This window comes from Brachybacterium saurashtrense (genome assembly GCF_003355475.1).
GTDB classification, from domain to species: Bacteria; Actinomycetota; Actinomycetes; order Actinomycetales; family Dermabacteraceae; genus Brachybacterium; species Brachybacterium saurashtrense.
Map to the genome: position 1 here is coordinate 19,455 of NZ_CP031356.1, position 24,243 is coordinate 43,697.

A 24,243-nucleotide genomic window follows, 5' to 3' on the forward strand; every position below is an offset into this window, starting at 1 on the left:
CCGGCACGTTCATTCCCTCGAGTTCGAAGACGGCGGCCGCTGCCGATCACGACGACGTCGAGCGCATGCTCCGCGTCCTGCCGAGCGTGGAACGCGACGAGTCGGGTGTGGAGAGGATGGACCGCTGGTGGGCCGTGAGGGATGCCGACGGCAACCCCGTGGCAGTTGCCGGCTGCGAGACCTGGAACGGTGGGCTGGCCCACCTGGGTATCGCCGTCGTGCCGGATGCGCGGGGGACGGGGGCGGGCGTCGCGTCGTCTCGGTGCGCGTCTCGGAGCCGTCCCCCTCGGCGACCAGGTCACCGTGGAACTCGCGATATGAGGTGCGCACCTGGTCCTCGTCGCCGAGGACCAGGTGCGAGGTCATCAGTAGGTGTAGTCCTGCCCGGCCGCCCAGTCGGAGAACTCCCAGTCCGAGCGGTCCACTGAGGCGCCCTCGGCCGCCGCAGCCTCGATCGCCGTGTCCAATGCAGTGGAGTGTGCATCACTGAGGTCCACCAGCGCCTGCCGAAGATCGGCGATCTCGCCCCCGAGATATCCCTGGATCACGTCGCCGAGTTCCGGGGTGACCGGGGTGCGGCGCGCCTCGACCGCGGCGACCTCGACGTTGCGCACGATCGCCTGAGGGGCCCGGAACACCTGGGCGGAGAAGTCCTCGACCATCTGGACGTAGGGCTCGATGACATCGGCACCGGCCACCACATCCAGCAGGATCGGCGGTTGGTCCATGCCGGCGGCGAGCTCGCGCTGGTAGTCCTCTTGGGTGAAGGACTCGATCAGCTGCGAGGCCTGCTCGGCCATCTGCGTGGACCCGGCCATCACCCAGTCCGCGCCGCGTGCGCCACGGGCGGCGACCACGGGTTCGCCCTCAGGAGTCGGCATGCCGGCGAGTCCCATGAGAGGGAGCATGTCAGGGTTCAGAGAGCGCACTCCGCCCGGGGAGTACGGGCCGTCCATGTGGAAGCCGATGCCGCCGGCCGCCCAGCGCCCTCGGGCGTCGGGGATCTGGAACCCGGCGCTGCCAGGCAGCAGGAAGCCCTTGTCGCTGATCTCCTTGTACAGCTCGATGGCTGTCACGTAGGCGTCGTGGTGGTATTCGTACTCGCCGGTGTCGTAACGCATTCCCTGATATCCGGGGAATCCACCGGACTGGGCGAGGTCGTCGATCTGCTCGCGCATGCGGCCGGGCGCTCCGAGCGCCATCGTCATCGGGGCGAACTCGCCGTGGTCCGCGATCGCCTGCAGGGCGCCGAGGAACTCGTCGTAGCTGGTGGGCGGCTCGAACCCGACTGTCTCGGCGATCTCCGTGTTGTACCAGGCCAAGCCCACATACTGCTTGTCGCTGAACGCAGGCAGTCCGTAGATGGCCCCGTCGAGCTGGGTCAGACCCTCCACGAAGGCACCCTCGGGAAGCCGCTCCTTCGCCTCGTCGGAGACCGTGATCTCGTGGACCCAGCCCGCTTCCACCAGCGCCGGCAGCGGCAGGCCCACCAGCGCGGTGTACACGTCGGGCAGCTGCCCGGCCTGGTTCGCCAGCTGCAGCGCTTCGGTCGCAGCGCCCGGCTCGTTGTAGCTGTGCTCGATCGTCGCACCGATCTGCGCTCCGATGTCCTCCGCCCACCGGGTATGGAGGTCCTGCAGGCCGCCGAAATGATCCCACCAGCGCAGTGCGCCCGGAGCGCCGCTGCCTCCCGCGGCAGGGGGAGCGCTGGTGCCGCCGCATGCGGCCGCGACGGAGGCGAGACCGGCGGCGCCGAGTCCGGCCAGAGCACTGCGCCGGGTCAACGGCGGAGCGGCGGAGTGGGAACGGGTCGAGTGGTACATGGGAACTCCTCATCGAGAACGTGGTGCACAGGACGGACGGGACCAGCGGGAGGGATTCGTCGGCTCAGGACTTCACGGAGCCTGCGATGCCCTCCACGAAGTAGCGCTGCATGAAGGCGAACAGCGCCACGATCGGGATCAGGGAGATGACGCCGGCGGCGGCCATACCGGGCCAGTCGGTGGAGTTCTCCCCGACGAAGGCCTGCATGCCGACGCTGACTGTGCGCAGGGCGGGGTTGCTGAACGAGAACACGAGCGGCAGGAAGAAGGCATTCCAGGTGAACAGGAAGGTCAACACCGCCACTGTGGCGGTGACCGGCATCGACAGCGGCAGCATCACCTGGGTGAAGGTGCGCAGGAATCCGGCGCCGTCCACCACGGCGGCCTCCTCGAGCTCGGCGGGCAGGCCGCGGAAGTACCCGGCGTAGATGAGGATCGCGGCGACGTTGGCTCCGCCGGCGAGGGCGAGGATCATCCCGGAGAGCTGGTCGAGCAGGCCCAGTTCCATCGAGAGCTTCACGATCGGGATGATGGTGTAGCCGGTGGGGACGAACAGCGTCGCCACCAGGATCCCGAGGATGATCCTGGAGCCGGGGAAGCGGTAGCGGCCCAACACGTAGCCCGCCAGAGCGCAGCGCACCACCACGATCGCCACGGTGCCCACGGTCACGACCGCCGTGTTCAGCAGGTACCGCTGGAAGTTCCCGTCGGTCCAGGCGCGGGCGTAGTTCTCCCAGCGCATCTGCTCGGGAAGCAGCCCCAGGCCGCCGGCGAAGATCTCGGCGGGGGACTTGAAGGATGCCGAGAGCATCCACAGGAACGGGTAGATCCACAGAAGGGCGATCAGACCGAGGGCCGCGACCACAGCCCACCAGGGAAGGCGGCGGCGCCACTGTGTCCGGCGGGCTGTCGCGCTCGCCGTCGGCGCGGGGATGGAAGGGCGTGTCGAGGTGGTCATGCGCGCACTCCTGAGCGTCGGGCGATCACCGTGACCCACAGCTGGATGCCGACCACCACGAGCACCAGCAGCCCGAAGAGGACCGCCGCCGCGGAGGCGAAGCCCAGCTGGGGGATGGTGGCCGCGAAGGCGTACCGGTAGATGTAGATCTCGATGATCTCGGTGCTGAAGAAGGGGCCGCCCGCGGTCATGGTCTGCATGAGGTCGAAGGCGTGGAAGCAGTCCTCGACCGTGAGCACGGTGATGATCAACAGGAACGGGATCAGCAGCGGCAACGTGATGTGGCGGAAGGTCTGCACGGCGCCCGCGCCGTCGATGCGCGCAGCCTCGTAGAGGTCCCGGGGAACCGTCTGCAGTGCGGCGAGCCAGTAGATCAGGGTGATCCCGAAGAACTTCCACACGTACACCAGTGCCGCGGTGGCCAGCGCTGTGCTCGAGGAGCCGAGCAGGTCGATGCTCCCCAGCCCGAGCAGCTGGGCGAGGACGGACAGCGGCCCGCTCGCCGGGTCCAGCACGAATCGCATCACGACGCCCACGATCGCGGTGGTGGTCACCACGGGCAGGAAGTACATGGTGCGGAAGAAGGCGGAGAACGGCAGCTTGGGGGAGTTCAACAGGATCGCCAGGAAGAACGCGCCGAACACGCGCAGGGGCGCCACGATCAGCATGAACACCAGGGTGATCCGCACTGCGGACCAGAACATCGGGTCCGCGAGCACGGCCCGGTAGTTCTCGATCCCCACGAACCTCTGATCCGCGGTGAAGCCGTTCCACTCCACCAGCGAGTACCAGTAGCTCGCGATCATCGGGTACAGGGTGTACATCCCGTACAGCACGAACGTGGGCAGCAGGAACGCGTAGATCCACAGGTTGCGTCGGCGCAGTCGCGCCGTCCGTCCGGGGCGACGCGCGGCTCCCTCGGCCGGGCGGGGGTGAGCGGGCGGGTCGACCGACGGGCGGGTGAGCACGGGTGATCCGGTCATCGGGGGCCTCCTTCCGGGGCGTTGTCGAGAGCGGGGCAGGGCTGAGCCGATCGGTCAGCGGATCTGGCTGATCGAGAACGTGGAAGGGTCGTTGCCGATGCGGTGGCCCGCGTCCAGCGCGTCGATCCGGCGCATCTGCTCTGTGGTCAGCGAGAACCCGTTGACGTCGAGGTTCTCGACCAGCCGGACACGGGAGGTGGTCTTGGGGATCACCACGTAGCCGTGCTGCACGTGCCAGCGGAGCACCACCTGGGCGGGAGTGACATGGTGCTCCTCCGCGATCCGGGTGATCTCCGGCAGCGTGAGGTCCGCCCCTTGGCCCAGTGGCGAGTAGCTCTCCACCGCGATGCCCAGCTCTGCCTGCAGGGCGGCCAGGTCACCGCGCGCGTGGGTGGGGTGCAGTTCGATCTGGTTCACTGCCGGCAGCACGTCGGCGGTGCGCGCCAGCTCCTGCAGATGCTCGGGAAGGAAGTTCGAGACGCCGACGGCGCGGGCCGTCCCCTCCGCATGAAGCTGTTCGAAGGCTCGCCAGGTCTCCGGCCACAACCCGGCCTCGGGGTTCGGCCAGTGGATGAGGAAGAGATCGAGGCGGTCCAGTCCCAGCCGCGCGAGCGAGTCGGAACAGGCCCGCAGCGCCGCGTCGTATCCCTGTTCCCCGTTGCGGAGTTTGGTGGTCACGACCACCTCGTCGCGGGGGAGGCCGACAGCACGCAGGGCCGCTCCGACGCCGGACTCGTTGTTGTAGGCGGCGGCAGTGTCGATATGTCGATAGCCCACCTCGAGCGCCTCCTCGACGACTCGCTGGACCTGCTCCGGGGGGATCTGGAAGACACCCAGGCCGAGCTGCGGGATGTCCATGTCCGGGGCGATGGTGATGGTGGTGCGCAGCGGGGCGGAGGGCGTGATGGTCATCGCAGCGCCTCCAGCTGAAGCAGCGACACCGACGGCAACGGCAGTTCGACGGCGAGGGTGAGCGTTCCATCGGTGCCGACCTCCACCTCGCGCGGGGCCTCCAACTCCTCGAGACCCTCCCGGGAGTGAATCTGTGCGAGCTGCTCCGGTGAGGGGACCTGCGGGGCGCCCAGCTCCTGCCACACCGTGTGACTGTTGGAGTGCCGCTCATCGATCCGATGGTGAGTGAGCCGGTGGATGCCGGGGTCGAGCCCGTGGACACGCAGCGTGACCGAGGTGGGCGCATCGTCCGTCCGGTACTGGTCGTCGGTGTGCCGCCACAGAGCCGCGGAGATCCGGCCGTCCTGATGGCGCGAGGCGAGCACGTCGACCTCCTCGGGCATCGCCCGACCCGCCGCCTCGTCCAGCCGCTCCACTCCGTGGGAGGCGTCGCAGGTGGCCGCCAGACGGCTTACACCGAGGTGGGACAGCAGGCGATAGGCGTTCAGCAGAGGTTTCTCGATCCGATCCGCGGTGAGGAACGCGCGGGTGCCCTCGAAGAACCGTTCGCCCTCGAAGTAGAAGCTCCATGACATCGCCTGCTGGATGTTCGCGCCTTCGCTGTCGCTGAGGTCCAGCAGCTTCTTCATCAGCTTCACCTGGAACACCGGGTAGTACTCGGTGTTCTGGAAGCGGAAGTTCGCGTTGTCGTAGAAGGAGAAGTGGGCGGGGACCCCGGCATCGCACTCGTCGACGATCGCGGGCAGCGTGCGGTACTGCGGGAACTGCGCCATCACCCGCAGCATGGAGCGCACCTCGTAGAGCATCTTGTGCGCCGAGGGGCTCTGCTGTTCGGGGGCGTCGCCGCCGGTCGGGCCGTACACCCGCCACGGGGTGAAGCTGGAGCCCTTGGTGTGGAACGAGACGAAGTCCAGGGGCAGGTCGTGCTGGTCGGTGTAGGAGAGGAAACCGTGGAGGAACTCGGTGCCGCCGCCGGTGACTGCAGGCCCGCCCACCTTGGCGCTCGGCAGCACGCTGCGGACGCCCTCGACCGTGGCCCGGTACAGCTCATGGAACTGCTCCGGGGTGCCGCGCCAGTAGAAGATGTCCGGCTCGTTCCACAGCTCCCACAGCCAGGTGTCGACCTCCTCGGTGCCGTATCGCTCCACGCAGTGGGCGGCCAGCGCCGCGATCAGATCCCGCCAGCGGGCGTAGTCACGCGGCGGATAGGACCACTGCCCGGCCTCGTAGGCGGAGTAGACGGTGGGGCTGGGGGTGACGGTGAGTTCCTGAGCTTCGGGCGGGAGCAGGTCGCGCGGGGTGAATCCGATCTCGACCAGCACGTGGTGGCCGGCCTCGACGATCGCGTCGTAGGTCTGATCCAGGATCGTGAAGTCGTAGTGGGGGTTGCCCTCGGAGTCCTCGTGGTAGACGTTGCCGTTGCCCCAGTGGGGGATCCCGAAGCCGGAGCCCGAGCACAGCGCGTAGTGAGGACGGATGTGATACCCGGTGGTGGTCAGGCCGCCGAAGGTGTTCAGCAGATGGCGTCCGGTGGGCGTATAGGTCCAGTTGATCTCGTCGTAGCCGACGCTCTCCCACAGACGGGTGAGCGGGCCGACCTCGCGGTGCGCGTCGATGTCGATCGTGGCGACCTCGACGTGCGGGGCGCCGGGGTCGCTCGGGGCATTGGGCGGGAAGGCGCGGGCGCTGGTGAGGTTCGCATGGGTGGGCTGGGCGGTCGTGGACACGCGGGTCACTGCCTTTCGAGGGGCTCGCGGCGGCTGCCGGGCGTGGACTGCGCCGGACGTCGGTGCCGGGCGCAGGGGAGCTCGTGCAGGAGGTGGGGCTGTGGTGCCAGTGCGGCGCCTCCGACGCGACGGGGATCTGCTCGGTGCGACGGTCGGCGCTGCGAGGGTCCGGCTGCTGTGCCGGTCCCGGTGGAGGCGTGGGGTGTGCCTCGCGTTCGCAGGAAGCCTACGAACCTCGTGTGCAGATTGTCAACAATCTACGAGAACGATCTCGTGGTGAGATGAAAAGCGGTGTCACCGAGGAGGCACAACCCTGACCATGCAGGTCAGAGACCGGTCTTCCCTTCGGGGCCGGGCCCGGAGAGCGGAGGGGTCTCCGCCGGGTCGTGCGCGAGGTCGCGCATCTTCCGGAGCTGGCGCAGGGTCCAGCCGATGTGCTTCTCGATGGAGCCGACCGCTGCGACGGGGTCCCCGGTGGCCAGCACGTCCCGCATCTCCTGGTGTTCGACGTGGAGTTTCGTGCGGAAGTCGGCGCGGTCGGTGCGGGCGTTGAGGAACATCGACACCTGGCTGCGCAGCGTGGTCCAGGTGCGCTGGAGTCGTGCATGGTCGGCGGCCGCGTACACCAGGTCGTGGAACTCGAGGTCCAGGCTCACATGCTCGTTGTCATGTGCATCCGCGGGAACCCGGGCCATTCGCCCGATCACGTCGTCCATGGCATCGAGCGCCGACGGCGAGATCCGTTCGGCGCACCGCTCCATCGCCAAGCGTTCGATCGCCAGTCGCATGGAGTAGATCTCCTCGATGTCCGCGTCGTCGAGGGTGATTACACGGGCCCCGCGGTGTCGCTGCGACTCGACCAGGCCCTCCCGCACAAGCTCCGAGATCGCCTCTCGCACCGGTCCGCGGCTCACTGCCATCGAGTCCGCGAGCTCGACCTCTTTCAGGCGTTCGCCCGGGGCGAGCACCCCGGAGGTGATCATCTCGCGCAGGCGATCCGCGATCACTGTCGACAGAGCAGGAGGGGTCTCCACGCCGGTCAGGAGCTTGGACGTCGCCATCGAGGCATCCTCCTGCGGGTGGTGAAGGGTGGGGTGGGTGCGCGGCGGGTCAGTGCACTGCGGGTGAGTGTAGTAGGGCGTGCAGGCGGTGGGGTGGGCGCGTCACAGCGCGCCCGTGGTCAGCCGATGTGCTCGTGTAGAGGGGGGGCTCTCAGCTAAGGTAAGCCTATGCTAAGTTGCTCGGCGGCGCGCGGGCAGTGCACCGGCGCCGCCGATGAGTCGTCCTGTCGACGGCACCCCGCCGTCGACGTCCACCCTTCAGAGAGGCCTTCCGCGCATGCGCCACACCCCCGCCCGCCGCAGTCTGCTGCTCGCCGCCCTCGCTCTCCCGCCCGCGCTGACGCTCGGTGCCTGCTCCTCGACCTCCTCCGGCGCGGACGAGCAGGCGGGCGCGGCGGGCGAGGACGCCGCCACCCGCAGCGTCGACCACGCGCGGGGCACGGCGGAGGTGCCGCAGTCCCCGCAGCGCGTGGTGGTGCTGGAGCCGGTCGAGCTGGACACCGCGGTCGCGCTGGGCACGATCCCCGTCGGCGCCGCGGTGGCCAGCAACGTCGCGGGGGTCCCCACCTACCTCGGGGTCGACGGCGTCGAGCCCGTGGGCACCGTGCCCGAGCCCGATCTCGAGGCCATCGCCGCGCTCGCGCCGGACCTGATCCTGGGGACCGATTCCCGCCACTCCGACCTCTTCGCGCAGCTCGAGGCGATCGCCCCGACCGTCTTCATGCAGACCCAGGCCGATCCGTGGCAGGAGAACGTGCTGCTGATCGGCGAGGCGCTCGGTGCGAAGGACGCCGCCCAGGAGCTGCTCGACGAGTTCGACCAGCGCTGCGCGGAGATCGGGGAGAGGTTCGACGTCTCCGGCCGCACCGCGAACATGATCCGCCCGCGGGACGAGACGACGCTGAGCCTGTACGGCCCGACCTCCTTCGCCGGCGGCGCCCTGGAGGCCGTGGGGCTGACGGTCCCCGAGCAGGACTGGGCGGACGGCCTGCAGGCCGATCTCTCCCCGGAGAACATCCTCGAGGCGCGCGCGGACTACGTGTTCGTCACCACCGTGGACGTGGACGACGAGTCCACCATCCCGCCGGCGATCAGCGACAACCGCGACGCGTTCCCCTCCGTGACGCTGGTGGACACCAGCTACTGGGTCTCCGGGGTCGGGCCGAAGGGCGGCGCGCTGGTCCTGGACGACATCGAGCAGTTCCTCGACGCCCAGCAGTGACCACGGCCCACGCCGCCCGCCCCGAGGCGGGGACCGCACCGGGCGCCGGGCGGACCGTGCTCGGCCTGATCGTGCTGGCCGGGCTGCTGGCCCTCGCGGCGGCGGTCTCGTTGATGGTCGGTTCCAACCCGCTCCCTCCCGGCACGGTGCTCGAGGTGCTGCGCGGAGGCGGCTCCCCGGAGGCGCGCTACGTGGTGGCCGAGCTGCGGGTGCCGCGGACTCTCACCGGGGTGCTCGTCGGCACCGCCCTGGGGGCCGCCGGTGCGCTGATCCAGGCCTTCACCAGGAATCCGCTCGCGGATCCGGGCATCCTCGGCGTCAACGCCGGCGCCGCCTTCTTCGTCGCCGTCGGTGTGTCCTTCCTGGGGATGCGCAGCATCACCTCCTTCCTCTGGCCGGCGCTGCTGGGCGCCCTGCTGGTGACGGTCGCGGTGTACCTGATCGGCTCTGCCGGGCGCGGCGCGGCCGATCCGCTGCGGCTCACCCTGGCCGGGGTGGCGCTGGGCGCGGTGTTCTCCGGGATGACCACCGGCCTGACCCTGAGCGATCCGGAGGCGTTCGCACAGATGCGCTCGTGGAACGCCGGCTCGCTGCTGGGTCGGGGACTCGACGTGATCGCGCCCGTGGCGCCGGTGATCGCCCTCGCCCTGTGCGGAGCCGTCCTGCTCGCGCCGGGGCTCAACGCCCTGGCGCTGGGGGAGGACGTCGCCCGGGCGCAGGGAGCGAACGTCCTCGGCCTCCGCCTCGGGGTGATCGCGACAGTGACGGTGCTGGCGGGGACGGCGACCGCGGTGGCCGGGCCGATCTCCTTCATCGGGCTGATGGTCCCGCACGTGGCGCGCTGGGTGTTCGGGGTGGATCAGCGGGTGATCCTGGTGATCTCCGCCCTGCTGGCTCCGGTGATCGTGCTGTTCTCCGACGTGCTCGGGCGGGTGCTGATCGCCCCGGCGGAGATCCCCGTCGGGATCGTGACCGCCTTCGTCGGCGCGCCCGTGCTCATCGTCCTGGCCCGACGGCGGAGAGCGAGCACCCTGTCATGACCTCCCTCCGAGACCGGACCCCGAGCGACCCCGCCGCGCGCGAGGCCCCGCTGCTCGACGTCGGCTACCGGCGGCTCGTCCTCCCCGTCGGCCGCGGCGTGCTCGCCGCGCGGGCGCGCAGCCTGGCCGTCGCCGCCGCGTGCGGCCTGCTCCTGCTGGTGCTCGGCGTCGCCGCGCTCGGCCTGGGCACCTATCCGCTGACCCCGACGGCCGTGGTCGAGACCCTGCTCGGCGGAGGCGGCGCACTGGACCGCACGGTGGTGCTGCAGTGGCGGCTTCCCCGTGCGCTCGCCGCCGTCGTGCTCGGCGGGCTGCTCGCCATCGCGGGGGCGCTGTTCCAGACCGTGACCCGCAATCCCCTGGCCAGCCCGGACATCCTGGGCCTGTCCAACGGGGCGTTCACCGGCATGCTGCTGACCGTGCTGCTGGTCTCCGAGAGCTGGCCGCTGACCACCGCCGGCGCTGTCGGCGGCGGTCTCGCCACCGCCGCGGTGATCTGGGCCCTGGCCCGACGGGACGGCGTGCAGGGCTTCCGCCTGATCGTGATCGGCATCGGGGTCGCGGCCGTCCTCGCCTCGGCGAACACCTGGATGCTGCTCGAGATCGAGCTCGAGACGGCCATGTTCGCCTCCGCCTGGGGGACCGGCACCCTCAACGGCGTCACGGCCCGCCCGCTGCTCGGCGCGATCGTCTGCGCGGTGCCGCTGCTGCTGCTCCTCGCCGCCGTGTCGCCCCGGCTGCGCCAGCTCGACCTCGGCGACGACGTCGCCACGGCCACCGGGGCCCGGCCGGGCCGGGTGCGCACACTGGTCCTCCTGTGCGCGGTGCTGCTGGTCTCGATCGCCACCGCGGTCATCGGCCCGGTCGCGTTCATCGCCCTCGCCGCTCCCCAGATCGCCCGCCGCCTCGCCCGGACCCCTCACCTCTCGCTCCTGCTCTCCGCCCTGGTGGGGGCGTCCCTGCTGCTCGCCTCCGACCTGATCGCCCAGCACGTCCTGCCGGTCACCCTGCCGGTGGGCGTGGTCACCGTCTCCGTCGGCGGCCTCTACCTCGTCCTCGTCCTCATCCAGGAGATCCGTCGCCGTGCCTGAGCACCGCCCCCGCCCCGACGATCCGCCCGCCTCCGACCCGGTCGCCGGGACCGCTCGCCTGCGCGCCGAGCACGTCACCCTCGGCTACGACGGCGCCCCCGTCATCACCGGCCTCAGCACCGCGATCCCGCCTGGGTCCTTCACCGTGATCATCGGCCCGAACGCCTGCGGCAAGTCCACCCTGCTGCGCGGGCTCTCCCGCCTCCTGCCCGCCCGGGCCGGCGAGGTGATCCTGGACGGGAAGGCGATCACGACCCACCCGGCCAAGGAGGTCGCCCGGCGGCTCGGTCTGCTCCCGCAGTCCGCACTCGCCCCCGACGGGATCACCGTCGCCGACCTCGTCGCCCGGGGCCGCTACCCCCATCAGGGCCTGTTCCCGCAGTGGTCCCCGGCCGACCGGCGAGCGGTGCACGAGGCCCTCGAGGCCACCGGCACCCTCGCGCTGGCCCCGCGCCGGGTCGACGAGCTCTCCGGCGGGCAGCGGCAGCGCGTCTGGGTCGCGATGGTCCTCGCCCAGCAGACCGACCTGCTCCTGCTGGACGAACCCACCACCTTCCTCGACATCGCCCACCAGGTCGAGCTGATGGAGCTGTTCGCCCACCTGCACCGGCAGGGCCGCACCGTCGTCGCCGTCCTCCACGACCTCAACCACGCCGCCCGCTACGCGGACCACGTCATCGCCATGCGCGACGGGCGCATCCTCGCGACCGGCACCCCGGACGAGGTCGTCACCAGCGAGCGGGTCGAGCAGATCTACGACCTTCCCAACGTCGTGATCGCCGATCCCGTCAGCGGGGGACCGCTCGTCGTGCCCCGCGGGACGCCCCACCCCGCGGCACAGGGAGCACAGGCATGACCGGCGACGCCCCGGAGCCCGTCGTGGGACGCCCCTGGGAGTACAGCGCCTTCCCCGTCGCGGTGGCCCGCACCAGGCGCCTCAGCCCCGGCTTCCTGCGGATCACCCTGACCGGCCCCGCCCTGAGGAACTTCGCGCCCTGGGCGCTGGACCAGCGCATCAAGCTGGTGCTGCCGATGGCCGACGGCTCCCGGCCCGAGTTCGGCCTGCGGGAGGACCCGACGCCCCACCCCCGGCAGTGGTACACGCGCTGGAAGGAGCTGCCCGAGGCGCACCGCAACGTGCTGCGCACCTACACGCCGTCCGCGATCCGGCCCGAGAGCGCGGAGATCGACGTCGACCTGTTCCTCCACGACCCGCCCGGACCCGCCTCCGCCTGGGCGCTGGGCTGCGCGCCGGGCGACGAGCTGGTGATCACGGGACCGGACGTGCGCTGCGGGTTCACCGGCTACGGCCTGCACTACCGCCCGCCCGTTTCGCCCACGCACCTGCTCCTGATCGGGGACGAGTCCGCGCTGCCCGCCCTCGCCAACATCGTCGCCGCACTGCCGGCGGGCACCCCCGCGGACGTCCTGCTGGAGCTCGCGGACCCGCGCGACGACATCCTCCCGACCGCGCCGGCGGAGGTCGAGGTCCAGATCGTCCCCGGCGGCCCGCGCGCCGGCGAGAGCCTGGAGCGTGCCGTGCGGGACTGGGCGGCGCATCACGGTGCGGCCTTCGTCGGCGCCCCCGGCTCCTACGCGTGGATCGCCGGGGAGGCGACCGCGACCGTGCGCATCCGGCGCCTGCTCACCGGGGACCTCGCCCTGCCGAAGGACCGTGTCGCATTCCTGGGCTACTGGAAGCACGGCGGGCCGCTCGTCGGCTGACCCGCCGCGGCGCGCCGTGTCACGGCGCCACGTTGTGGGTGCGGCGGAACAGGTTGCCCGGGTCGTACACCTGCTTCACCCGCTGCAGGCGCCGGTAGGTCTCCTCCCCGTACGCCTCCCGGCTCGACTCCGGCACCGGCCGCGCCCGCTCCAGCGACCGGAAGTTCACGTACTCGCCGGAGTCCCGCAGCCCTGCCAGGGCCTCCCGGATCCGCTCGCCGAAGGCGAGGAAGCGCGCGTCGTCGGCGGGATCGTGCCAGGCCAGGTGCAGCGACATCATCACCCGCGCGGTGCGGTGCGGGAAGGCGGTGGCCGCCACCGGCACCCGGGCGAAGGCGCCGCCCAGCAGGTGCAGGTCCACGCTCGCGCCCCGCCCCGGCAGCGCCTCCGCGACGGCGACCAGCGCGTCCAGGGCGTCCTCGTCCACCGTGCGGAAGGAGGCGTTGCGCCACAGCCCCCGCGCCCCGGTGGGCATCATGCCGCTGCGCGCCCCCTGCCAGGACTCCCAGCTCACCGGCCCGCTGCGCTGCAGCGCCGGCGGCGCCATCCGCCGCAGCCGTTCGAACTGCTCCTCGCCGCGCTCGTGGTCCTCCCCGATCCACACCCCGTGGATCATCAGCCACGGCTCCTCGCCCAGCCCCTCGCCCTCGGGCGGCACCGAGATCGAGATGACCACGGCGAGCTCGTCCGGCAGCGTGCGGCTCCAGCGCTCGAAGGCGCCCAGGGTGCGCCGCCAGGCGGGGCGGCGGTAGTACAGGCTCGCCCCCAGCACCGTCTCCGGCATCGGCACCGCCCGGTAGGTGAGCGAGGTGACCACCCCGAAGTTCCCGCCCCCGCCGCGCAGCCCCCAGAAAAGGTCCGGATGCTCGCTCTCGCTCGCCGCCAGGTGGCGGCCGTCGGCCGTGAGCACCTCCGCCCGCTCCAGCCGGTCCAGGCTCAATCCCGCCCGACGCACCAGCCAGCCCACCCCGCCGCCCAGCGTCATCCCCGCGATCCCGGGGGAGGGGACGGTGCCCAGCGGCACCGCGAGACGGTGCGGCGCGGTGGCGGTGTCCACGTCCCCCACCCGCGCGCCGGGGCCGGCCGTGACCCGCTGCGTCACCGGGTCCACGGTGACCTCCCGCAGCGCGCCCAGGTCGAGCACGATCCCGTCGTCCACCGTGCCGAGCCCGGCCACCGAGTGGCCGCCGCCGCGCACCGCGAGCGGCAGGCGCGTCTCCCCCGCGGCCTCCAGGGTGGCGGCGATGTCCGCGGTGGAGGCGGCGCGCACGATCATCACCGGGAAGCGGTCGATCCGCCCGTTCCACACGGCGCGCGCGTCGTCGTACTCGACGTCCTCGGGGACCACCGCCGTGCCCTCGACGCGCTCGCGCAGGCGCTCCAGCGCCGAGCGTGCCTCCGGGATCCGGTCCTCTCCCGTCCTCGCTGCCATCGCCTGCCGACCCCTTCGTGCCGGGGCGCCGGCCGCGCGGGGGCGGCGCCTGCCGTGATCCGCTCCCGGCCGGCGGCGCGGGTGCCGCGGCGGGGCGGAGGGAACTGCTCTCGACGCTACTCCCGGCGACGGGGCCGGGCAATGGACCATCGCCCCGGCCGACGGGTCAGGCGCTCGCCGGCGGCGCCGCCCGGGTGTACCGCAGCAGCAGCTCCTCGCCGCCGCGCAGCACGCCCGCCAGCTGCATCGCGGTGGGTGCCGCCTGCGGCGAGTGGGCGATGCGCGGCGCGGACCCGGCCTCGAGGGTGGCGGCGAGGGTGAGGCACAGCTCGTCCACCACGCCGGCCTCCAGCAGGGCGCCCAGCAGGGTGGGGCCGCCCTCGCAGTGGATCCGTCCCAGCCCGCGCTCGCGCAGCAGCGCGCGCACCGTGCGGGGATCCACCTCGTCCTCGCCCGCCACCAGCACGTCCGCCACCTCCGAGAGCGCGGCGCGGCGCGTGGCGGGCGCCTCCGCCACGGTGAGCACCAGCGGACGCACCGGCGCCTCGGCGAACAGCGCAGCGGCGGGATCGAGCTCCAGCCGGCGGCTCACCAGCGCGAACACCGGCTGCGCGGCGAGGCCGTGCGCGGTGCGCCAGCGTGCGGCCTGATCGGGCAGGCGCATCGCGTCGTAGCCCTCCAGCCGCGCGGTGCCGGCGCCCAGCAGCACCACGTCCGCCCAGCGGCGCAGCAGCGCGAACACGCGCCCGTCGGCCTCGCCGCCCAGAGCGCCGGAGAGCCCGTCGCGGGCGGCGGCGCCGTCGAGACTGGCCACGAAATTCAGCCGCAGCCAGTCCTCGCCCGGCATCGCGTAGTGTTGCAGGAGCTGCTCATCGGTGAGGTCCGCGGCCGGGGCGGGCCAGAGCGAGTTGATCGAGGGCACGGCATCTCCTGGTGGTCGCGGCGGGCGGGGTGCTCCGCCGCACTGTAGCCGCCCCGCGTCAGTGCTTGACCAGCAGCCGTTCCGGGATCGCCTCGCTGCCCTCGATCCCGGCCACCAGCTCCGGATCGATCGCGGTGCCGCGGCGCAGGATCGTGAGCGTGCCGCGGTTCTCGAGGATCACCAGCTCCACGTCGTCCCGGTCCCGCACCCCCGAGATCCGCAGGCGGTGCAGCAGATCCTGTTCGGAGAGCCGGCGGCGGCGCAGCGCACGCGTGATCACCTTCCCCTCCACCATCACCACGACCGGGCGGCGCAGCGCGGCCCGCGGCAGGAGCCCCGTGGTGCGCTTGAGCATCCCGGTGCACCGCTCCAGCAGCATCACCGTGTTCAGCACCAGCAGCGCCCCCAGCAGGGTGGGCGCCTCGCCGAGCGTGGCGCGAGCGGTGACCCCGCCGATCACGGCGAGCACCACGAAGGAGCCCACCGTCGGGTTCGCCATCAGGCGCTGCCCCGAGACCTGCACCAGCAGCGAGAAGAACACGTACAGCACGATCGCGGAGACGATCACGCCGAACGCCCCGCTCCACGTGATGCCGATGTAGTCCCGCCACACGATGTCCCAGTCGATCATCTCTCCATTGTTGCGGAACAGTGCGCCGCCCGACCGGCGGTTCCTCCGGGTCGCCGGCTCCTACCCCGACTGTGCAGGCAGCGCTCGGGCGACCACGACGTCCTGCCGGAGCTCGGCCGGGTCGATCTCGGCGCCCGCATGCAGTGCTGCCGTCGCGGCGAGATTCAAGGCGCCAGCGGGCGCGCAGCGGACGTCGCTCGGCGGATGCTCCGGGAGCGACCCGAGGATCTCGGCGAGCCGACGAGCTGCCGCGAGAGCGTCGGCCTCATCCTGCCCGACGCCGTCGACGGGCACCGGCTTCCCGGAACTGGTGACCATCGCCTCGACGAGCAGCACCCGCGCATGCCCGGACGCGAACAGAGGCACCTGCGTCGTCACTCTCAGGCCCACAGGGCTGTGTTCGACGAGGTGGTGGAGCAGCCAGGTCAGCTGGACCAGCCCCGTGGCGAGAGAGCCCGACCCCGCGCCCGCGCTCCACGACCGGTTCCCCTCCCCAGTGCGGGCGCGCCCCAGTGCCTCCCACCCTCTGCCGGTCGTGGCCGGAACGGGGACCGACAGCGGGCACTCGACGGCAATCGCCACCTGCCTGCCCTCCGCCAGTGCGCGTTCGATGAGGAGCGCAGGAGCGGAGGGATCGTCGGTCCCGGAATGCGTGCCCGAACTGTCCGCCCAGGCGAAGCCGCCAGGACGGCGCACGGAGCCGATGTCGATGCCGAGGATGAACATGTGCTGAGTGTTCCAGGTCGGTACGGCACCGATGCGCCGCCGCCCGCCTCAGCGCCGCCAGAAGAAGCAGTGCTCCACGCCGCTGGGCGCGGTGACCCGCTCGAGGTGGAAGCGGTCTGTGAGGTCCTCGGGGCGGTCCCACAGCCGCAGGCCGTGCCCGTACTCGACCGGCGCGATCGCCACGTGCATCTCGTCCACGAGGTCCGCGTCCAGGAACTGGCGCAGGGTGCTCACCCCGCCGCCGATCCGCACATCCCGGCCGTCCGCGAGCTCGAGGGCGCGCGCGAGCGCCTGCTCCGGGGTGGCGTCGACGAAGTGGAAGGTGGTCTCGCCGACGCTGAGCGGCGCCCGCTCGTGGTGGGTGAGCACCACCACGGGGGTGTGGAACGGCGGCTCCTCGCCCCACCAGCCGATCCAGTCGTCGTCGGCGTCCCAGGGGCCGCGCTGGGGCCCGAACTTGTGCCGGCCCATGATCTCCGCCCCGATGCCGCGGGCGAAGTCGCGGGTGAGGCGGTCCTCGAGGCCGCGGCTGCCGCCGCCGTCGGTGCGGCCGGGGAAGCTCGCGGTCGCGAACGCCCAGGCCATCAGCTCGGTGGGGTCGACGTGGCCGAAGGGCCGCTGGAGGGTCTGCTCCTCCCCGGCGCCGATGCCGTCGCGGGAGACAGTGACGTTCTGGACACGCACGCGCTGCGTCATGGGGGAGTCCTCTCGGAACGGGGCTCCATGATGCGCCCCGCACCGTTCCGTGTCATCCGTTCCGGCGCGACGGTTTCTCACTGCTCCGCTGTCCCGACGCCGGATCCTCACGCGTCCGGGCTAAGACGGGAGAAGTGCGTCGGCTCATCGTCGCCACGTGTCAATTGCGTGCAGAGGCGACCCAGGTCGGCCGTCGCCGGCGTCTCCCCCTAGCCCCGGCGCACCTCGTCGAGGTACCCGTAGGCCGTCACGCGGGAGACGCCGAGTCGGGCGGAGACCTTCTCCGCGGCGCGCTTGATGTGGAAGGCGCCGCGGTCCTCGAGCAGGCGCAGCACCTCGATCCTGTCCGCCTTGGTCATCGCGGCGGGCGGCTTGCCGGTCGCGGCGATGGCCTCGGTGATCATGTCCTCGAGGACGCTCGTGACATCGGGGGCGACGAGCTCGTGCGGCGGCTCGGCGGGGCCCGTCCCGCCGGCCTCCGGGGCGAGCGCCGTCAGCGCCGTCATGACGTCCTGGAGCGGGGAGAGGTCGCGGTTGATGCACAGCGCCGCGATGACCTGCCCGTCGTGGTCGCGGAAGTAGACCGAGGAGCTGATCAGCTCCCGCCCGTCGGCCGTGCGCCCGCGATAGCCGAAGGCATCGTGGTCCTTCTCCTGGTCGCGCAGCACCTCGACGCCGAGGTTCGTAGACGGCCCGCCCACGCTGCGCCCGCTGACGTGGCCGTTGAGGATCGCGCGCACGGAGTGGTCGAGGTCGCCGGCGCTGAGGTCGTGGAGGACCACCTCGCAGTGGGCACCGCCCACGGCGGCGATCGCCTCCATGACCGGGGCGAGGGTGGCCTCGGCCTCGGCGATGTCCGCGAAGCGGGTGCGCCCGTCGACCGGGAGCGGGGCGGGCGGGGCAGGGGTCTCGGTCACGGGGCCCTCCTTCCGAGGCACGCCTCATGGTCTCACCCGAGGCAGCCCCCGGCGAACAGAAAACTAGTCAAAAAGAGAGAATATCTGTAGTGTCACGGCCGGCAGGACGGCGGCAGGCCGCGCGGAGCCACCGTCCCGCTCCCTGCCCCGACGTCGAGGGCGCGGGCCGGCTCCACGAGAGGACAGCGCACTGACATGACAGATCTGCTGCTCCGCGGCGGGCACCTCGTCCCCGGCGACGGCCGTGGCCCCCACCGCGCCGACCTGCTGATCTCCGGCGGCCGCATCGCGGCGCTCGGCGAGGACCTGCCCGTCCCCGCGGGCGCGGAGGTGCTCGACGCGGGCGGGAGGCTCGTGGTCCCCGGATTCGTGGACGCGCACTCCCACGCCGACGCGACGGTGTTCGACCCCGAGGTGCAGCTCGCGCTGCTGCGCCAGGGCGTCACCACTGTCGTCGCCGGGCAGGACGGCGTCTCCTTCGCCCCCGGCGACGGCGCCTTCGCCGGCGAGTACTTCGCCCCGATCAACGGCCGCCACCCCTCCTACACCGGGCCGCGCGTCGCGGACCTGCTCGCCGGGTACGACGGGCGCCTCCCGCTCCAGGTCGCCTATCTCGTGCCCGCGGGGACCGTGCGCCACGAGGTGATGGGCCTCGCGGACCGGCCCGCCACCGCCGAGGAGCGCGCCGCGATGGCCGCGCTCGTCGCCCAGGGGGTCGCCGACGGGGCGGTGGGGCTCTCGACCGGGCTCGACTACGTGCCCGGCCTCTTCGCCGCGGCCGACGAGATCGCCGCGCTCGCCGCCCCGCTCGCGCCCCGCCGCCTGCCCTACGTCACCCACATGCGCGGCGGGTACGAGCTCAACGCCCAGGTGGGCGTCGAGGAGGCCGTCGCGATCGGGCAGGCCGCCGGGGTCCCCGTGCACATCTCCCACTTCCACACCCCCGCCGCAGAGGCCGCGCGCCTCCTGGAGTGGGCCCGCGCCCAGGGGGTGGCGACGACCTTCGACGCCTACCCGTACACGCGCGGCTGCTCGCTGCTGTCGATGACGATGCTGCCGCCCGCGCTGAACGCCGCCCCCGTCGGCGAGGCGCTCGCCGAGATCGCGGACCCCGCCGGCCGGGCGCGCCTGCGCGAGCAGTGGTTCCCGCAGGTCGCCACCAACCCCAGCCTCGGCCCCGAGTGGCCCTCGCTGCTCACGATCGCGCACACCGGCGCGCCCGAGCACGCCTTCGCCCCCGGCCTCACCCTCGCCGAGGTCGCTGCGCGGCAGGGCACCGACGCGGTCGACGCGGCGCTCGACCTCCTGCTCGCCGCCCGGCTCGACGTCAACGTCGTCATGGCCGTGCAGGACCAGCGCCCCGCCTCCGACCTCGGCCGGCTGTTCGCCCTGCCCGGGCACGCGGGCGGGTCCGACGGGATCTTCGTGGGCGCCCACCCGCACCCCCGCGCCCGCGGCACCTTCCCCGCCGTCCTCGCCACCCACGTGCGGGAGCGCGCGGACCTCAGCTGGGCGGATGCCGTCCAGCACCTGTCCACCACCGCCTGCGACCTCTTCGCCCTCGGCGACCGCGGCCGGCTGCGGGAGGGCGTGATCGCCGACCTCGCCCTCGTCGACCCGGAGACCGTGCGCGACGCCGCCACCTACGAGGCGCCGCTCGCGCTCGCCGAGGGGATCGACGACGTCCTCGTCGGCGGCATCCCCGTCCTCGCCGACGGCCGACTCACCGGCGCCCTCCCAGGCGGCGGCCTGCGCGCCGCCGCGACCGCCGGCCCCTGAACCCGGCAGTGCGGAGCCGATCCGCCTGTCACCCTGAAAGCACACGACCCCGAAGGAGCCCCCATGGCCCCCACGAACGACACCCCCGTCAAGCAGGCCCTGGTCAGCGACCGCGCCCCGCAGCCCGCCGGCCCCTACAGCCAGGGCATCGTCAGCGGCGACCTGCTGTTCACCGCCGGGTTCGGCCCGCAGGACCGCGCCCACGGCAACGCCGTCGCGGAGACGGTGGGCGAGCAGACCCGCCAGGTGCTGCGCAACATCGAGGCCGTCCTCGCCGAGCACGGCGCGACCCTGGACCACGTGCTGAAGACCACCGTCCACCTCGCCGACCTCGCCGACTTCGACGAGTTCAACGCCGCCTACCAGGAGTTCTTCTCCACCCCGTACCCGGTGCGCACCACCGTCGGCTCGCAGCTCGCGAACATCCTCGTCGAGATCGACGTCGTCGCCCGCGTGGCGGCCTGACGTGACCGCCCCGTCCGGCGCAGCGCCGCCGCGCGCCGTGCCGGGGGAGCGAGCGCTGGACCTGCTCGCCCTCGGCGAGACGATGGCGCTCGTGGTCCCCGCCCGGCCCGAGCCGCTCGAGGACGCGGAGGACTTCCACGTCGCCAGCGGCGGCGCCGAGTCGAACGTGGCCTGTCACCTCGCGGCCGCCGGGCACCGCGCGGCCTGGGCGAGCGCGCTGGGCGACGACGCGCTGGGCCGGCGCGTGCGGCGCGACATCGCCGCGCGCGGCGTGGACGTCTCCGCGGTGAGCACGGATCCCTCGGCACCGACGGGCCTCTACGTCAAGGATCCCGGCCGGGGCGTCGTCTACCACCGCGCCGGCTCCGCCGCCTCCCGCATGGGACCGCCGACGCTCGAGCGCCTCGACCTCGCCACGGCACGGATCGTGCACCTCACCGGGATCACGCTCGCGCTCTCGGAGAGCTGCCGCGCCCTCGTCCACGCCGCGATCGCCGCCGCCCGCGCCGCGGGGGCGCTGGTCAGCCTCGACGTCAACCATCGCCCCGCCCTCTGGGGAAGCACCGCGGAGGCGGCACGGGAGATCCGGACCGCCGCCGCGCAGGCCGACGTGCTCCTGGTGGGCCGGGACGAGGCCGAGGTGCTGTGGGGCACCGCCACCCCCGACACGATCCGGGAGCTGTTCCCGGACGTCCCCCACCTCGTGGTGAAGGACGCCGACGTCGAGGCCGTCGAGTACGAGGGCACGGCCCGCACCGCCGTGCCCACCCCGCGCGTCGACGTGGTCGAGCCCGTCGGCGCCGGTGACGCGTTCGCGGCCGGCTGGCTCGACGGCCTGCTGCGCGGCGAGGGCGCCGAGGAGCGCCTGATCCGCGGCCATGCGAGCGCCGCGCGCGTCCTGTCCAGCACGAAGGACCTCCCCGCCCCCGGGGCCGAAGAAGGAGACACGACCCGATGAGCACGCAGCGAGTGGACAGCACCGCCTGGTTCGACGACGCCTTCGAGGGCGCCCCCCTCATGGCGATCCTGCGCGGCATGGGCACCGCCCGCAGCCTCGAGCTCGCCGCGACCGCCTGGGACCTCGGCATCGACGCCGTCGAGATCCCGCTGCAGGGCGCCGAGGACCTCGACGCCCTGACGGCCGTGGTCGCCGCCGGGCGCGAGCGCGGCAGGCAGGTGGGCGCCGGGACCGTCCTGGACGGCGCGACCGCCCGCGCCGCCGCCGCGGCCGGCGCCGCCTTCGCCGTCAGCCCGGGCCTGGACCTCGAGGTGGTCCGCGCGAGCGAGGAGGCGGGGCTCGCCGCGATGCCCGGCGTCGCCACCGCCACCGAGGTGCAGCAGGCCTACACGGCCGGGCTGCGCTGGCTCAAGGCCTTCCCCGCCTCCCTGCTCGGGACCGGCTGGTTCCCCGCGATGCGCGGCCCGTTCCCGGAGGCGCGCTTCGTCGCCACCGGCGGGATGAACGCCCGCAACGCCGCCGAGTTCCTGGACGCCGGGGTGCGGGTCGTCGCGGTCGGCAGCGCCCTCGAGGACGCCGCCGAGCTCGCCCGCCTCGCCGAGGTGATCGCCCGATGAGCGCCCGCACCGTCACCGTGCACGACAAGTCCTTCCCGCCCTCCCTGCACGGCAGGGACGCCACCGACCTCGACGTACCGCTGGGAGAGCTGTCCACCCCGCTGCTCGTCCTGGACGGGCCCGCGATGGCGCACAATCTGCAGGTCATGGCCGACTGGTCGGCCGCGCGCGGGCTCGAGCTGATGCCCCACGGCAAGACGACCATGGCGCCCGTGCTCTGGCGCCGTCAGCTCGAGGCGGGCGCCGTCGGCATCACCGTCGCGACCGGCTGGCAGGCCGAGGTGGCGCTGCGCGCCGGGGTGCCGACGGTGCAGATCGCGAACATGTGCCTGGACCCGGCGCTGCTGCGCACCCTCGCCGCGCATCTCGCCGAGCATCCCGCACAGGAGCTCGTGTGCTGGGCGGACTCCCTCGCGGCGGTGCGCCTCATGGAGGCCGCGCTGCCGGCCGGGGCCCGGATCGGGGTGCTGGTCGAGCTCGGCGCGGCCGCCGGGCGCACCGGTGTCCGCGACGAGCAGCTCGCCCTCGAGATCGCCCGCGCGATCGCGGACTCGGACCGGCTCGTGCTGCGGGGCGTCTCCGGCTACGAGGGGGCGCTGGGCCACGACCGCTCCGAGGCGGCGCTCGAGGCGGTGCGGACGTACTGCGCGCGCCTGGCCGCGCTCGGCCGGGAGGTCGCCCCGCTGGTGGACGGCCCCGCCTGGGTCACCGCCGGCGGCAGCGCCTACCCGGACCTCGTCGCCGCCGCGATCGCCGGCATCGAGGGGACCCGCGCGATCCTCCGCTCCGGCGCGTACATCGTCCACGACAGCGTGTTCTACCGGGGCATCTCGCCGCTGGACCGCGACCGCGGCCTCGCCGAGCGGGAGGCGCTGCTGCCCGCCATGCGCGCCCACGCCCGCGTCCTCTCCCAGCCCGAGCCGGGCCTCGCCCTGCTCGACGCCGGCAAGCGCGACGTCCCCTACGACGAGGGCCTGCCCGTCCCGCTCGCCGTCGCCGCGGAGCTCGGCGGGCAGGAGCGGCCGTTCCCCGCGGAGGCGCGCGCCGAGATCACCGCGCTCAACGACCAGCACGCCTTCCTGCACTGGGAGGGCGAGGCACCCGTCGCGATCGGCGACGTGGTCACGCTCGGCCTCTCCCACCCCTGCACCGCCTTCGACAAGTGGCGGCTGATCCCGGTGGTGGACGCCGACGGGATCGTGCGCGAGGCGGTCGAGACGCTGTTCTGAGGGCGCGGAGCTCGGTGCTCATCCTCTGAAGAAGGCCTTGAGACGATCCCAGAGCCTCAGCTTCTGTGGGGCGGCGGGATCAGCAGGCGCTGTCTCAGGGTGCTCAGTACTGGAGTGAGAGCTGGGGTTCGTGCCGTGCGGCTCGTCCGACTGCGCTCCGGCAGAGGACCCGTCGTCGATGGAGACGTCAGCCCCGTAGTTGGCCTCAGCTCCGCGGTCGGTCTCGTCGCTGCGTGCGCCGTGGAGGAGGTCCCGTGCAGCGTTCTCCGTGAGCGCCGCGGTATGTGCCGCCTCCAACTGAGCTTTCTGCTCGCGCTCCTGTCGTTGGCGTTCCGCGGCGGCGGCCTGCTCGATTGCGCGTGCCTTGCGCCTCGTCTCAACCGCCTCGAGATCCTCCTTCAACACCCACCCCGACCACACTCGTCCCCCATCGGACAGCCCGAGGAGCTTCTTCTTCGGCTGCCAGACGCGCCGACCCTCGAACAGCTCCTTCAGGAACCTGCGCGCGGAATAGTTTCCTGCCGGGACGAGCTCGAAGCCACCTCGTCCCCGGACCCAGATCGTCGCCCCGAACTTCACCACCGACGGGGAGGGGCACGATGACGTCCAGGGGCTCTTGAGCTCGTTGCCGTCCTCGTCCTGGTACCTGACGCGGAGCGCCGGGAACCTGAACACTGGATCATCCGTGGAGAGCTTGGCCGACTCGGGGAAGAGCCACAGAGTCTCCATTCCTCGCTGTTTGCGCTGGTCGATCCTGGCGGCGAAATCGGTGTTGTGCTTCTGCACTTCGAGTGCATAGGGAGGGGAGCTATCAACCCTGATGTCCGTGTAATCTGTCTCCATGGTTGCGTCGATCCCCAGGTCCTCGCAGATCTTGAGGAGCATCATCTGCAGCCAGAGATGCTCGTCGGTCATCGGACCGCCGCCGTCGCCGCGCCCCGCGAGGTGACCGCAGTCCTGGCTTCCGTCTTTTACGCGGAGGAATCGCGTTCCCGTCGTGTTCGTGAGCTCGACGGGAGACAATCCCTGCGAACAGCCGTCCACCGGACACACGAGAGGTGGCCTCGGCCGGGTGTATATCAGAGCCCAGTCGTCTCCGTGACGGACGTCGACGATTCGACCGCTCTCCCGCAGGCGCGCGTAGCGCTTCATCGTCTGCTTCTGCCCAGCAGCATGCCCGTGCGACGTTGAATGTGCCATGAGCTACATAGTTGTCGGTGGGTCCGACAATCGACGGCTGTATCATGGGCACCGGCAGACAGTCCCGCAGGGACGACCCCTGCCTGGACGGCGACGCGCGGTGCACGGGGGATGGCAACGGGTGTCAGC

The 24,243-nt window shown here is 72.4% G+C and carries 23 protein-coding genes; 10 read left to right on the forward strand and 13 right to left on the reverse strand.

The genetic code is table 11. The annotated features are described in order from the left end of the window. Window positions 1-365: 365 nt before the first annotated feature. The 6 genes from DWV08_RS00080 to DWV08_RS00105 all read right to left on the reverse strand — a co-directional run bounded on the left by DWV08_RS00080 (window position 366) and on the right by DWV08_RS00105 (window position 7,464). A complete protein-coding gene (locus DWV08_RS00080; RefSeq protein WP_115411934.1) occupies window positions 366-1,823 on the reverse strand; it encodes an ABC transporter substrate-binding protein in 1,458 nt (485 codons plus the stop codon). Window positions 1,824-1,887: 64 nt separating this feature from the next. Then, a complete protein-coding gene (locus tag DWV08_RS00085) occupies window positions 1,888-2,781 on the reverse strand; it encodes a carbohydrate ABC transporter permease (RefSeq protein ID WP_115411935.1) in 894 nt (297 codons plus the stop codon). Further along, entirely contained in the window at window positions 2,778-3,764 is a 987-nt protein-coding gene (locus DWV08_RS00090) for a carbohydrate ABC transporter permease (RefSeq protein ID WP_115411936.1), read from the reverse strand. The genes DWV08_RS00085 and DWV08_RS00090 overlap by 4 nt, the downstream gene beginning before the upstream one ends. 54 nt (window positions 3,765-3,818) lie before the next feature. Further along, complete coding sequence (locus DWV08_RS00095; RefSeq protein ID WP_115411937.1) at window positions 3,819-4,676, reverse strand: aldo/keto reductase; 858 nt, start codon at window positions 4,674-4,676, stop codon at window positions 3,819-3,821. Continuing rightward, entirely contained in the window at window positions 4,673-6,403 is a 1,731-nt protein-coding gene (locus DWV08_RS00100) for a GH39 family glycosyl hydrolase (protein ID WP_115414832.1), read from the reverse strand. Before DWV08_RS00100 ends, DWV08_RS00095 begins: the two co-directional genes overlap by 4 nt. 326 nt (window positions 6,404-6,729) lie before the next feature. Next, entirely contained in the window at window positions 6,730-7,464 is a 735-nt protein-coding gene (locus DWV08_RS00105) for a GntR family transcriptional regulator (RefSeq protein WP_115411938.1), read from the reverse strand. 277 nt (window positions 7,465-7,741) lie between these two features. Between DWV08_RS00105 and DWV08_RS00110 the strand changes: the two genes are divergently transcribed. From DWV08_RS00110 to DWV08_RS00130, 5 genes are read left to right on the forward strand one after another with little or no spacing between them, the layout of a single operon-like run. Beyond that, window positions 7,742-8,686, forward strand: coding sequence for an ABC transporter substrate-binding protein (locus tag DWV08_RS00110; RefSeq protein ID WP_115411939.1), 945 nt, complete (start codon window positions 7,742-7,744; stop codon window positions 8,684-8,686). Beyond that, complete coding sequence (locus DWV08_RS00115; RefSeq protein ID WP_241237413.1) at window positions 8,683-9,726, forward strand: FecCD family ABC transporter permease; 1,044 nt, start codon at window positions 8,683-8,685, stop codon at window positions 9,724-9,726. Before DWV08_RS00110 ends, DWV08_RS00115 begins: the two co-directional genes overlap by 4 nt. After that, window positions 9,723-10,817 carry a FecCD family ABC transporter permease gene (locus DWV08_RS00120; RefSeq protein ID WP_115411940.1) on the forward strand — a complete coding sequence of 365 codons (1,095 nt, stop codon included), beginning with the start codon at window positions 9,723-9,725 and terminating at the stop codon, window positions 10,815-10,817. The genes DWV08_RS00115 and DWV08_RS00120 overlap by 4 nt, the downstream gene beginning before the upstream one ends. Continuing rightward, complete coding sequence (locus DWV08_RS00125; protein ID WP_115411941.1) at window positions 10,810-11,673, forward strand: ABC transporter ATP-binding protein; 864 nt, start codon at window positions 10,810-10,812, stop codon at window positions 11,671-11,673. Before DWV08_RS00120 ends, DWV08_RS00125 begins: the two co-directional genes overlap by 8 nt. Further along, window positions 11,670-12,542 carry a siderophore-interacting protein gene (locus DWV08_RS00130; protein ID WP_115411942.1) on the forward strand — a complete coding sequence of 291 codons (873 nt, stop codon included), beginning with the start codon at window positions 11,670-11,672 and terminating at the stop codon, window positions 12,540-12,542. The genes DWV08_RS00125 and DWV08_RS00130 overlap by 4 nt, the downstream gene beginning before the upstream one ends. 19 nt (window positions 12,543-12,561) lie before the next feature. Here the strand turns inward: DWV08_RS00130 and DWV08_RS00135 are convergent, their stop codons facing one another. The 6 genes from DWV08_RS00135 to DWV08_RS00160 form a co-directional block, all read right to left on the reverse strand. Then, on the reverse strand, window positions 12,562-13,974 hold the full coding sequence (locus tag DWV08_RS00135; protein WP_115411943.1) for an FAD-binding oxidoreductase: 1,413 nt from the start codon (window positions 13,972-13,974) through the stop codon (window positions 12,562-12,564). 166 nt (window positions 13,975-14,140) lie between these two features. Then, window positions 14,141-14,896, reverse strand: a complete 756-nt coding sequence (locus DWV08_RS00140; RefSeq protein WP_241237414.1) for a pyrimidine reductase family protein — start codon at window positions 14,894-14,896, stop codon at window positions 14,141-14,143. A 58-nt stretch (window positions 14,897-14,954) separates the two neighbouring features. Then, complete coding sequence (locus tag DWV08_RS00145) at window positions 14,955-15,527, reverse strand: DUF421 domain-containing protein (protein WP_115411944.1); 573 nt, start codon at window positions 15,525-15,527, stop codon at window positions 14,955-14,957. A gap of 60 nt (window positions 15,528-15,587) precedes the next feature. After that, window positions 15,588-16,253: a hypothetical protein gene (locus DWV08_RS00150; RefSeq protein WP_115411945.1), complete on the reverse strand. Its 666-nt coding sequence runs from the start codon at window positions 16,251-16,253 to the stop codon at window positions 15,588-15,590. Between the two features lie 48 nt (window positions 16,254-16,301). After that, window positions 16,302-16,949, reverse strand: coding sequence for a dihydrofolate reductase family protein (locus DWV08_RS00155; protein WP_115411946.1), 648 nt, complete (start codon window positions 16,947-16,949; stop codon window positions 16,302-16,304). A gap of 209 nt (window positions 16,950-17,158) precedes the next feature. Further along, on the reverse strand, window positions 17,159-17,866 hold the full coding sequence (locus DWV08_RS00160) for a helix-turn-helix transcriptional regulator (RefSeq protein ID WP_115411947.1): 708 nt from the start codon (window positions 17,864-17,866) through the stop codon (window positions 17,159-17,161). A gap of 195 nt (window positions 17,867-18,061) precedes the next feature. On the opposite strand from DWV08_RS00160, the gene DWV08_RS00165 reads away from it, so the two are divergent. The 5 genes from DWV08_RS00165 (at window position 18,062) to DWV08_RS00185 (ending at window position 22,914) form a co-directional block, all read left to right on the forward strand. Next, window positions 18,062-19,645: an N-acyl-D-amino-acid deacylase family protein gene (locus DWV08_RS00165; RefSeq protein WP_115411948.1), complete on the forward strand. Its 1,584-nt coding sequence runs from the start codon at window positions 18,062-18,064 to the stop codon at window positions 19,643-19,645. Between the two features lie 63 nt (window positions 19,646-19,708). Continuing rightward, window positions 19,709-20,110, forward strand: coding sequence for a RidA family protein (locus DWV08_RS00170; protein WP_115411949.1), 402 nt, complete (start codon window positions 19,709-19,711; stop codon window positions 20,108-20,110). Window position 20,111: 1 nt separating this feature from the next. Next, complete coding sequence (locus tag DWV08_RS00175) at window positions 20,112-21,068, forward strand: sugar kinase (RefSeq protein ID WP_241237415.1); 957 nt, start codon at window positions 20,112-20,114, stop codon at window positions 21,066-21,068. Continuing rightward, on the forward strand, window positions 21,065-21,685 hold the full coding sequence (locus tag DWV08_RS00180) for a bifunctional 4-hydroxy-2-oxoglutarate aldolase/2-dehydro-3-deoxy-phosphogluconate aldolase (protein WP_115411950.1): 621 nt from the start codon (window positions 21,065-21,067) through the stop codon (window positions 21,683-21,685). Before DWV08_RS00175 ends, DWV08_RS00180 begins: the two co-directional genes overlap by 4 nt. Beyond that, window positions 21,682-22,914 carry an alanine racemase gene (locus DWV08_RS00185; protein ID WP_115411951.1) on the forward strand — a complete coding sequence of 411 codons (1,233 nt, stop codon included), beginning with the start codon at window positions 21,682-21,684 and terminating at the stop codon, window positions 22,912-22,914. Before DWV08_RS00180 ends, DWV08_RS00185 begins: the two co-directional genes overlap by 4 nt. An 18-nt stretch (window positions 22,915-22,932) precedes the next feature. Here DWV08_RS00185 and DWV08_RS00190 read toward each other — a convergent pair whose 3' ends face one another. Next, window positions 22,933-24,066 (reverse strand): hypothetical protein, encoded by a 1,134-nt coding sequence (locus DWV08_RS00190; protein WP_115411952.1) that lies wholly within the window; start codon window positions 24,064-24,066, stop codon window positions 22,933-22,935. Window positions 24,067-24,243: the final 177 nt, after the last annotated feature.

Bases quoted from the DNA above. Each gene is read 5' to 3' on its own strand.
- DWV08_RS00080 (WP_115411934.1), bottom strand. From the start codon at position 1,823: ATGTACCACTCGACCCGTTCCCACTCCGCCGCTCCGCCGTTGACCCGG.
- DWV08_RS00085 (WP_115411935.1), bottom strand. From the start codon at position 2,781: ATGACCACCTCGACACGCCCTTCCATCCCCGCGCCGACGGCGAGCGCG.
- DWV08_RS00090 (WP_115411936.1), bottom strand. From the start codon at position 3,764: ATGACCGGATCACCCGTGCTCACCCGCCCGTCGGTCGACCCGCCCGCT.
- DWV08_RS00095 (WP_115411937.1), bottom strand. From the start codon at position 4,676: ATGACCATCACGCCCTCCGCCCCGCTGCGCACCACCATCACCATCGCC.
- DWV08_RS00105 (WP_115411938.1), bottom strand. From the start codon at position 7,464: ATGGCGACGTCCAAGCTCCTGACCGGCGTGGAGACCCCTCCTGCTCTG.
- DWV08_RS00110 (WP_115411939.1), top strand. From the start codon at position 7,742: ATGCGCCACACCCCCGCCCGCCGCAGTCTGCTGCTCGCCGCCCTCGCT.
- DWV08_RS00120 (WP_115411940.1), top strand. From the start codon at position 9,723: ATGACCTCCCTCCGAGACCGGACCCCGAGCGACCCCGCCGCGCGCGAG.
- DWV08_RS00130 (WP_115411942.1), top strand. From the start codon at position 11,670: ATGACCGGCGACGCCCCGGAGCCCGTCGTGGGACGCCCCTGGGAGTAC.
- DWV08_RS00135 (WP_115411943.1), bottom strand. From the start codon at position 13,974: ATGGCAGCGAGGACGGGAGAGGACCGGATCCCGGAGGCACGCTCGGCG.
- DWV08_RS00145 (WP_115411944.1), bottom strand. From the start codon at position 15,527: ATGATCGACTGGGACATCGTGTGGCGGGACTACATCGGCATCACGTGG.
- DWV08_RS00150 (WP_115411945.1), bottom strand. From the start codon at position 16,253: ATGTTCATCCTCGGCATCGACATCGGCTCCGTGCGCCGTCCTGGCGGC.
- DWV08_RS00155 (WP_115411946.1), bottom strand. From the start codon at position 16,949: ATGACGCAGCGCGTGCGTGTCCAGAACGTCACTGTCTCCCGCGACGGC.
- DWV08_RS00165 (WP_115411948.1), top strand. From the start codon at position 18,062: ATGACAGATCTGCTGCTCCGCGGCGGGCACCTCGTCCCCGGCGACGGC.
- DWV08_RS00170 (WP_115411949.1), top strand. From the start codon at position 19,709: ATGGCCCCCACGAACGACACCCCCGTCAAGCAGGCCCTGGTCAGCGAC.
- DWV08_RS00180 (WP_115411950.1), top strand. From the start codon at position 21,065: ATGAGCACGCAGCGAGTGGACAGCACCGCCTGGTTCGACGACGCCTTC.
- DWV08_RS00185 (WP_115411951.1), top strand. From the start codon at position 21,682: ATGAGCGCCCGCACCGTCACCGTGCACGACAAGTCCTTCCCGCCCTCC.
- DWV08_RS00190 (WP_115411952.1), bottom strand. From the start codon at position 24,066: ATGAAGCGCTACGCGCGCCTGCGGGAGAGCGGTCGAATCGTCGACGTC.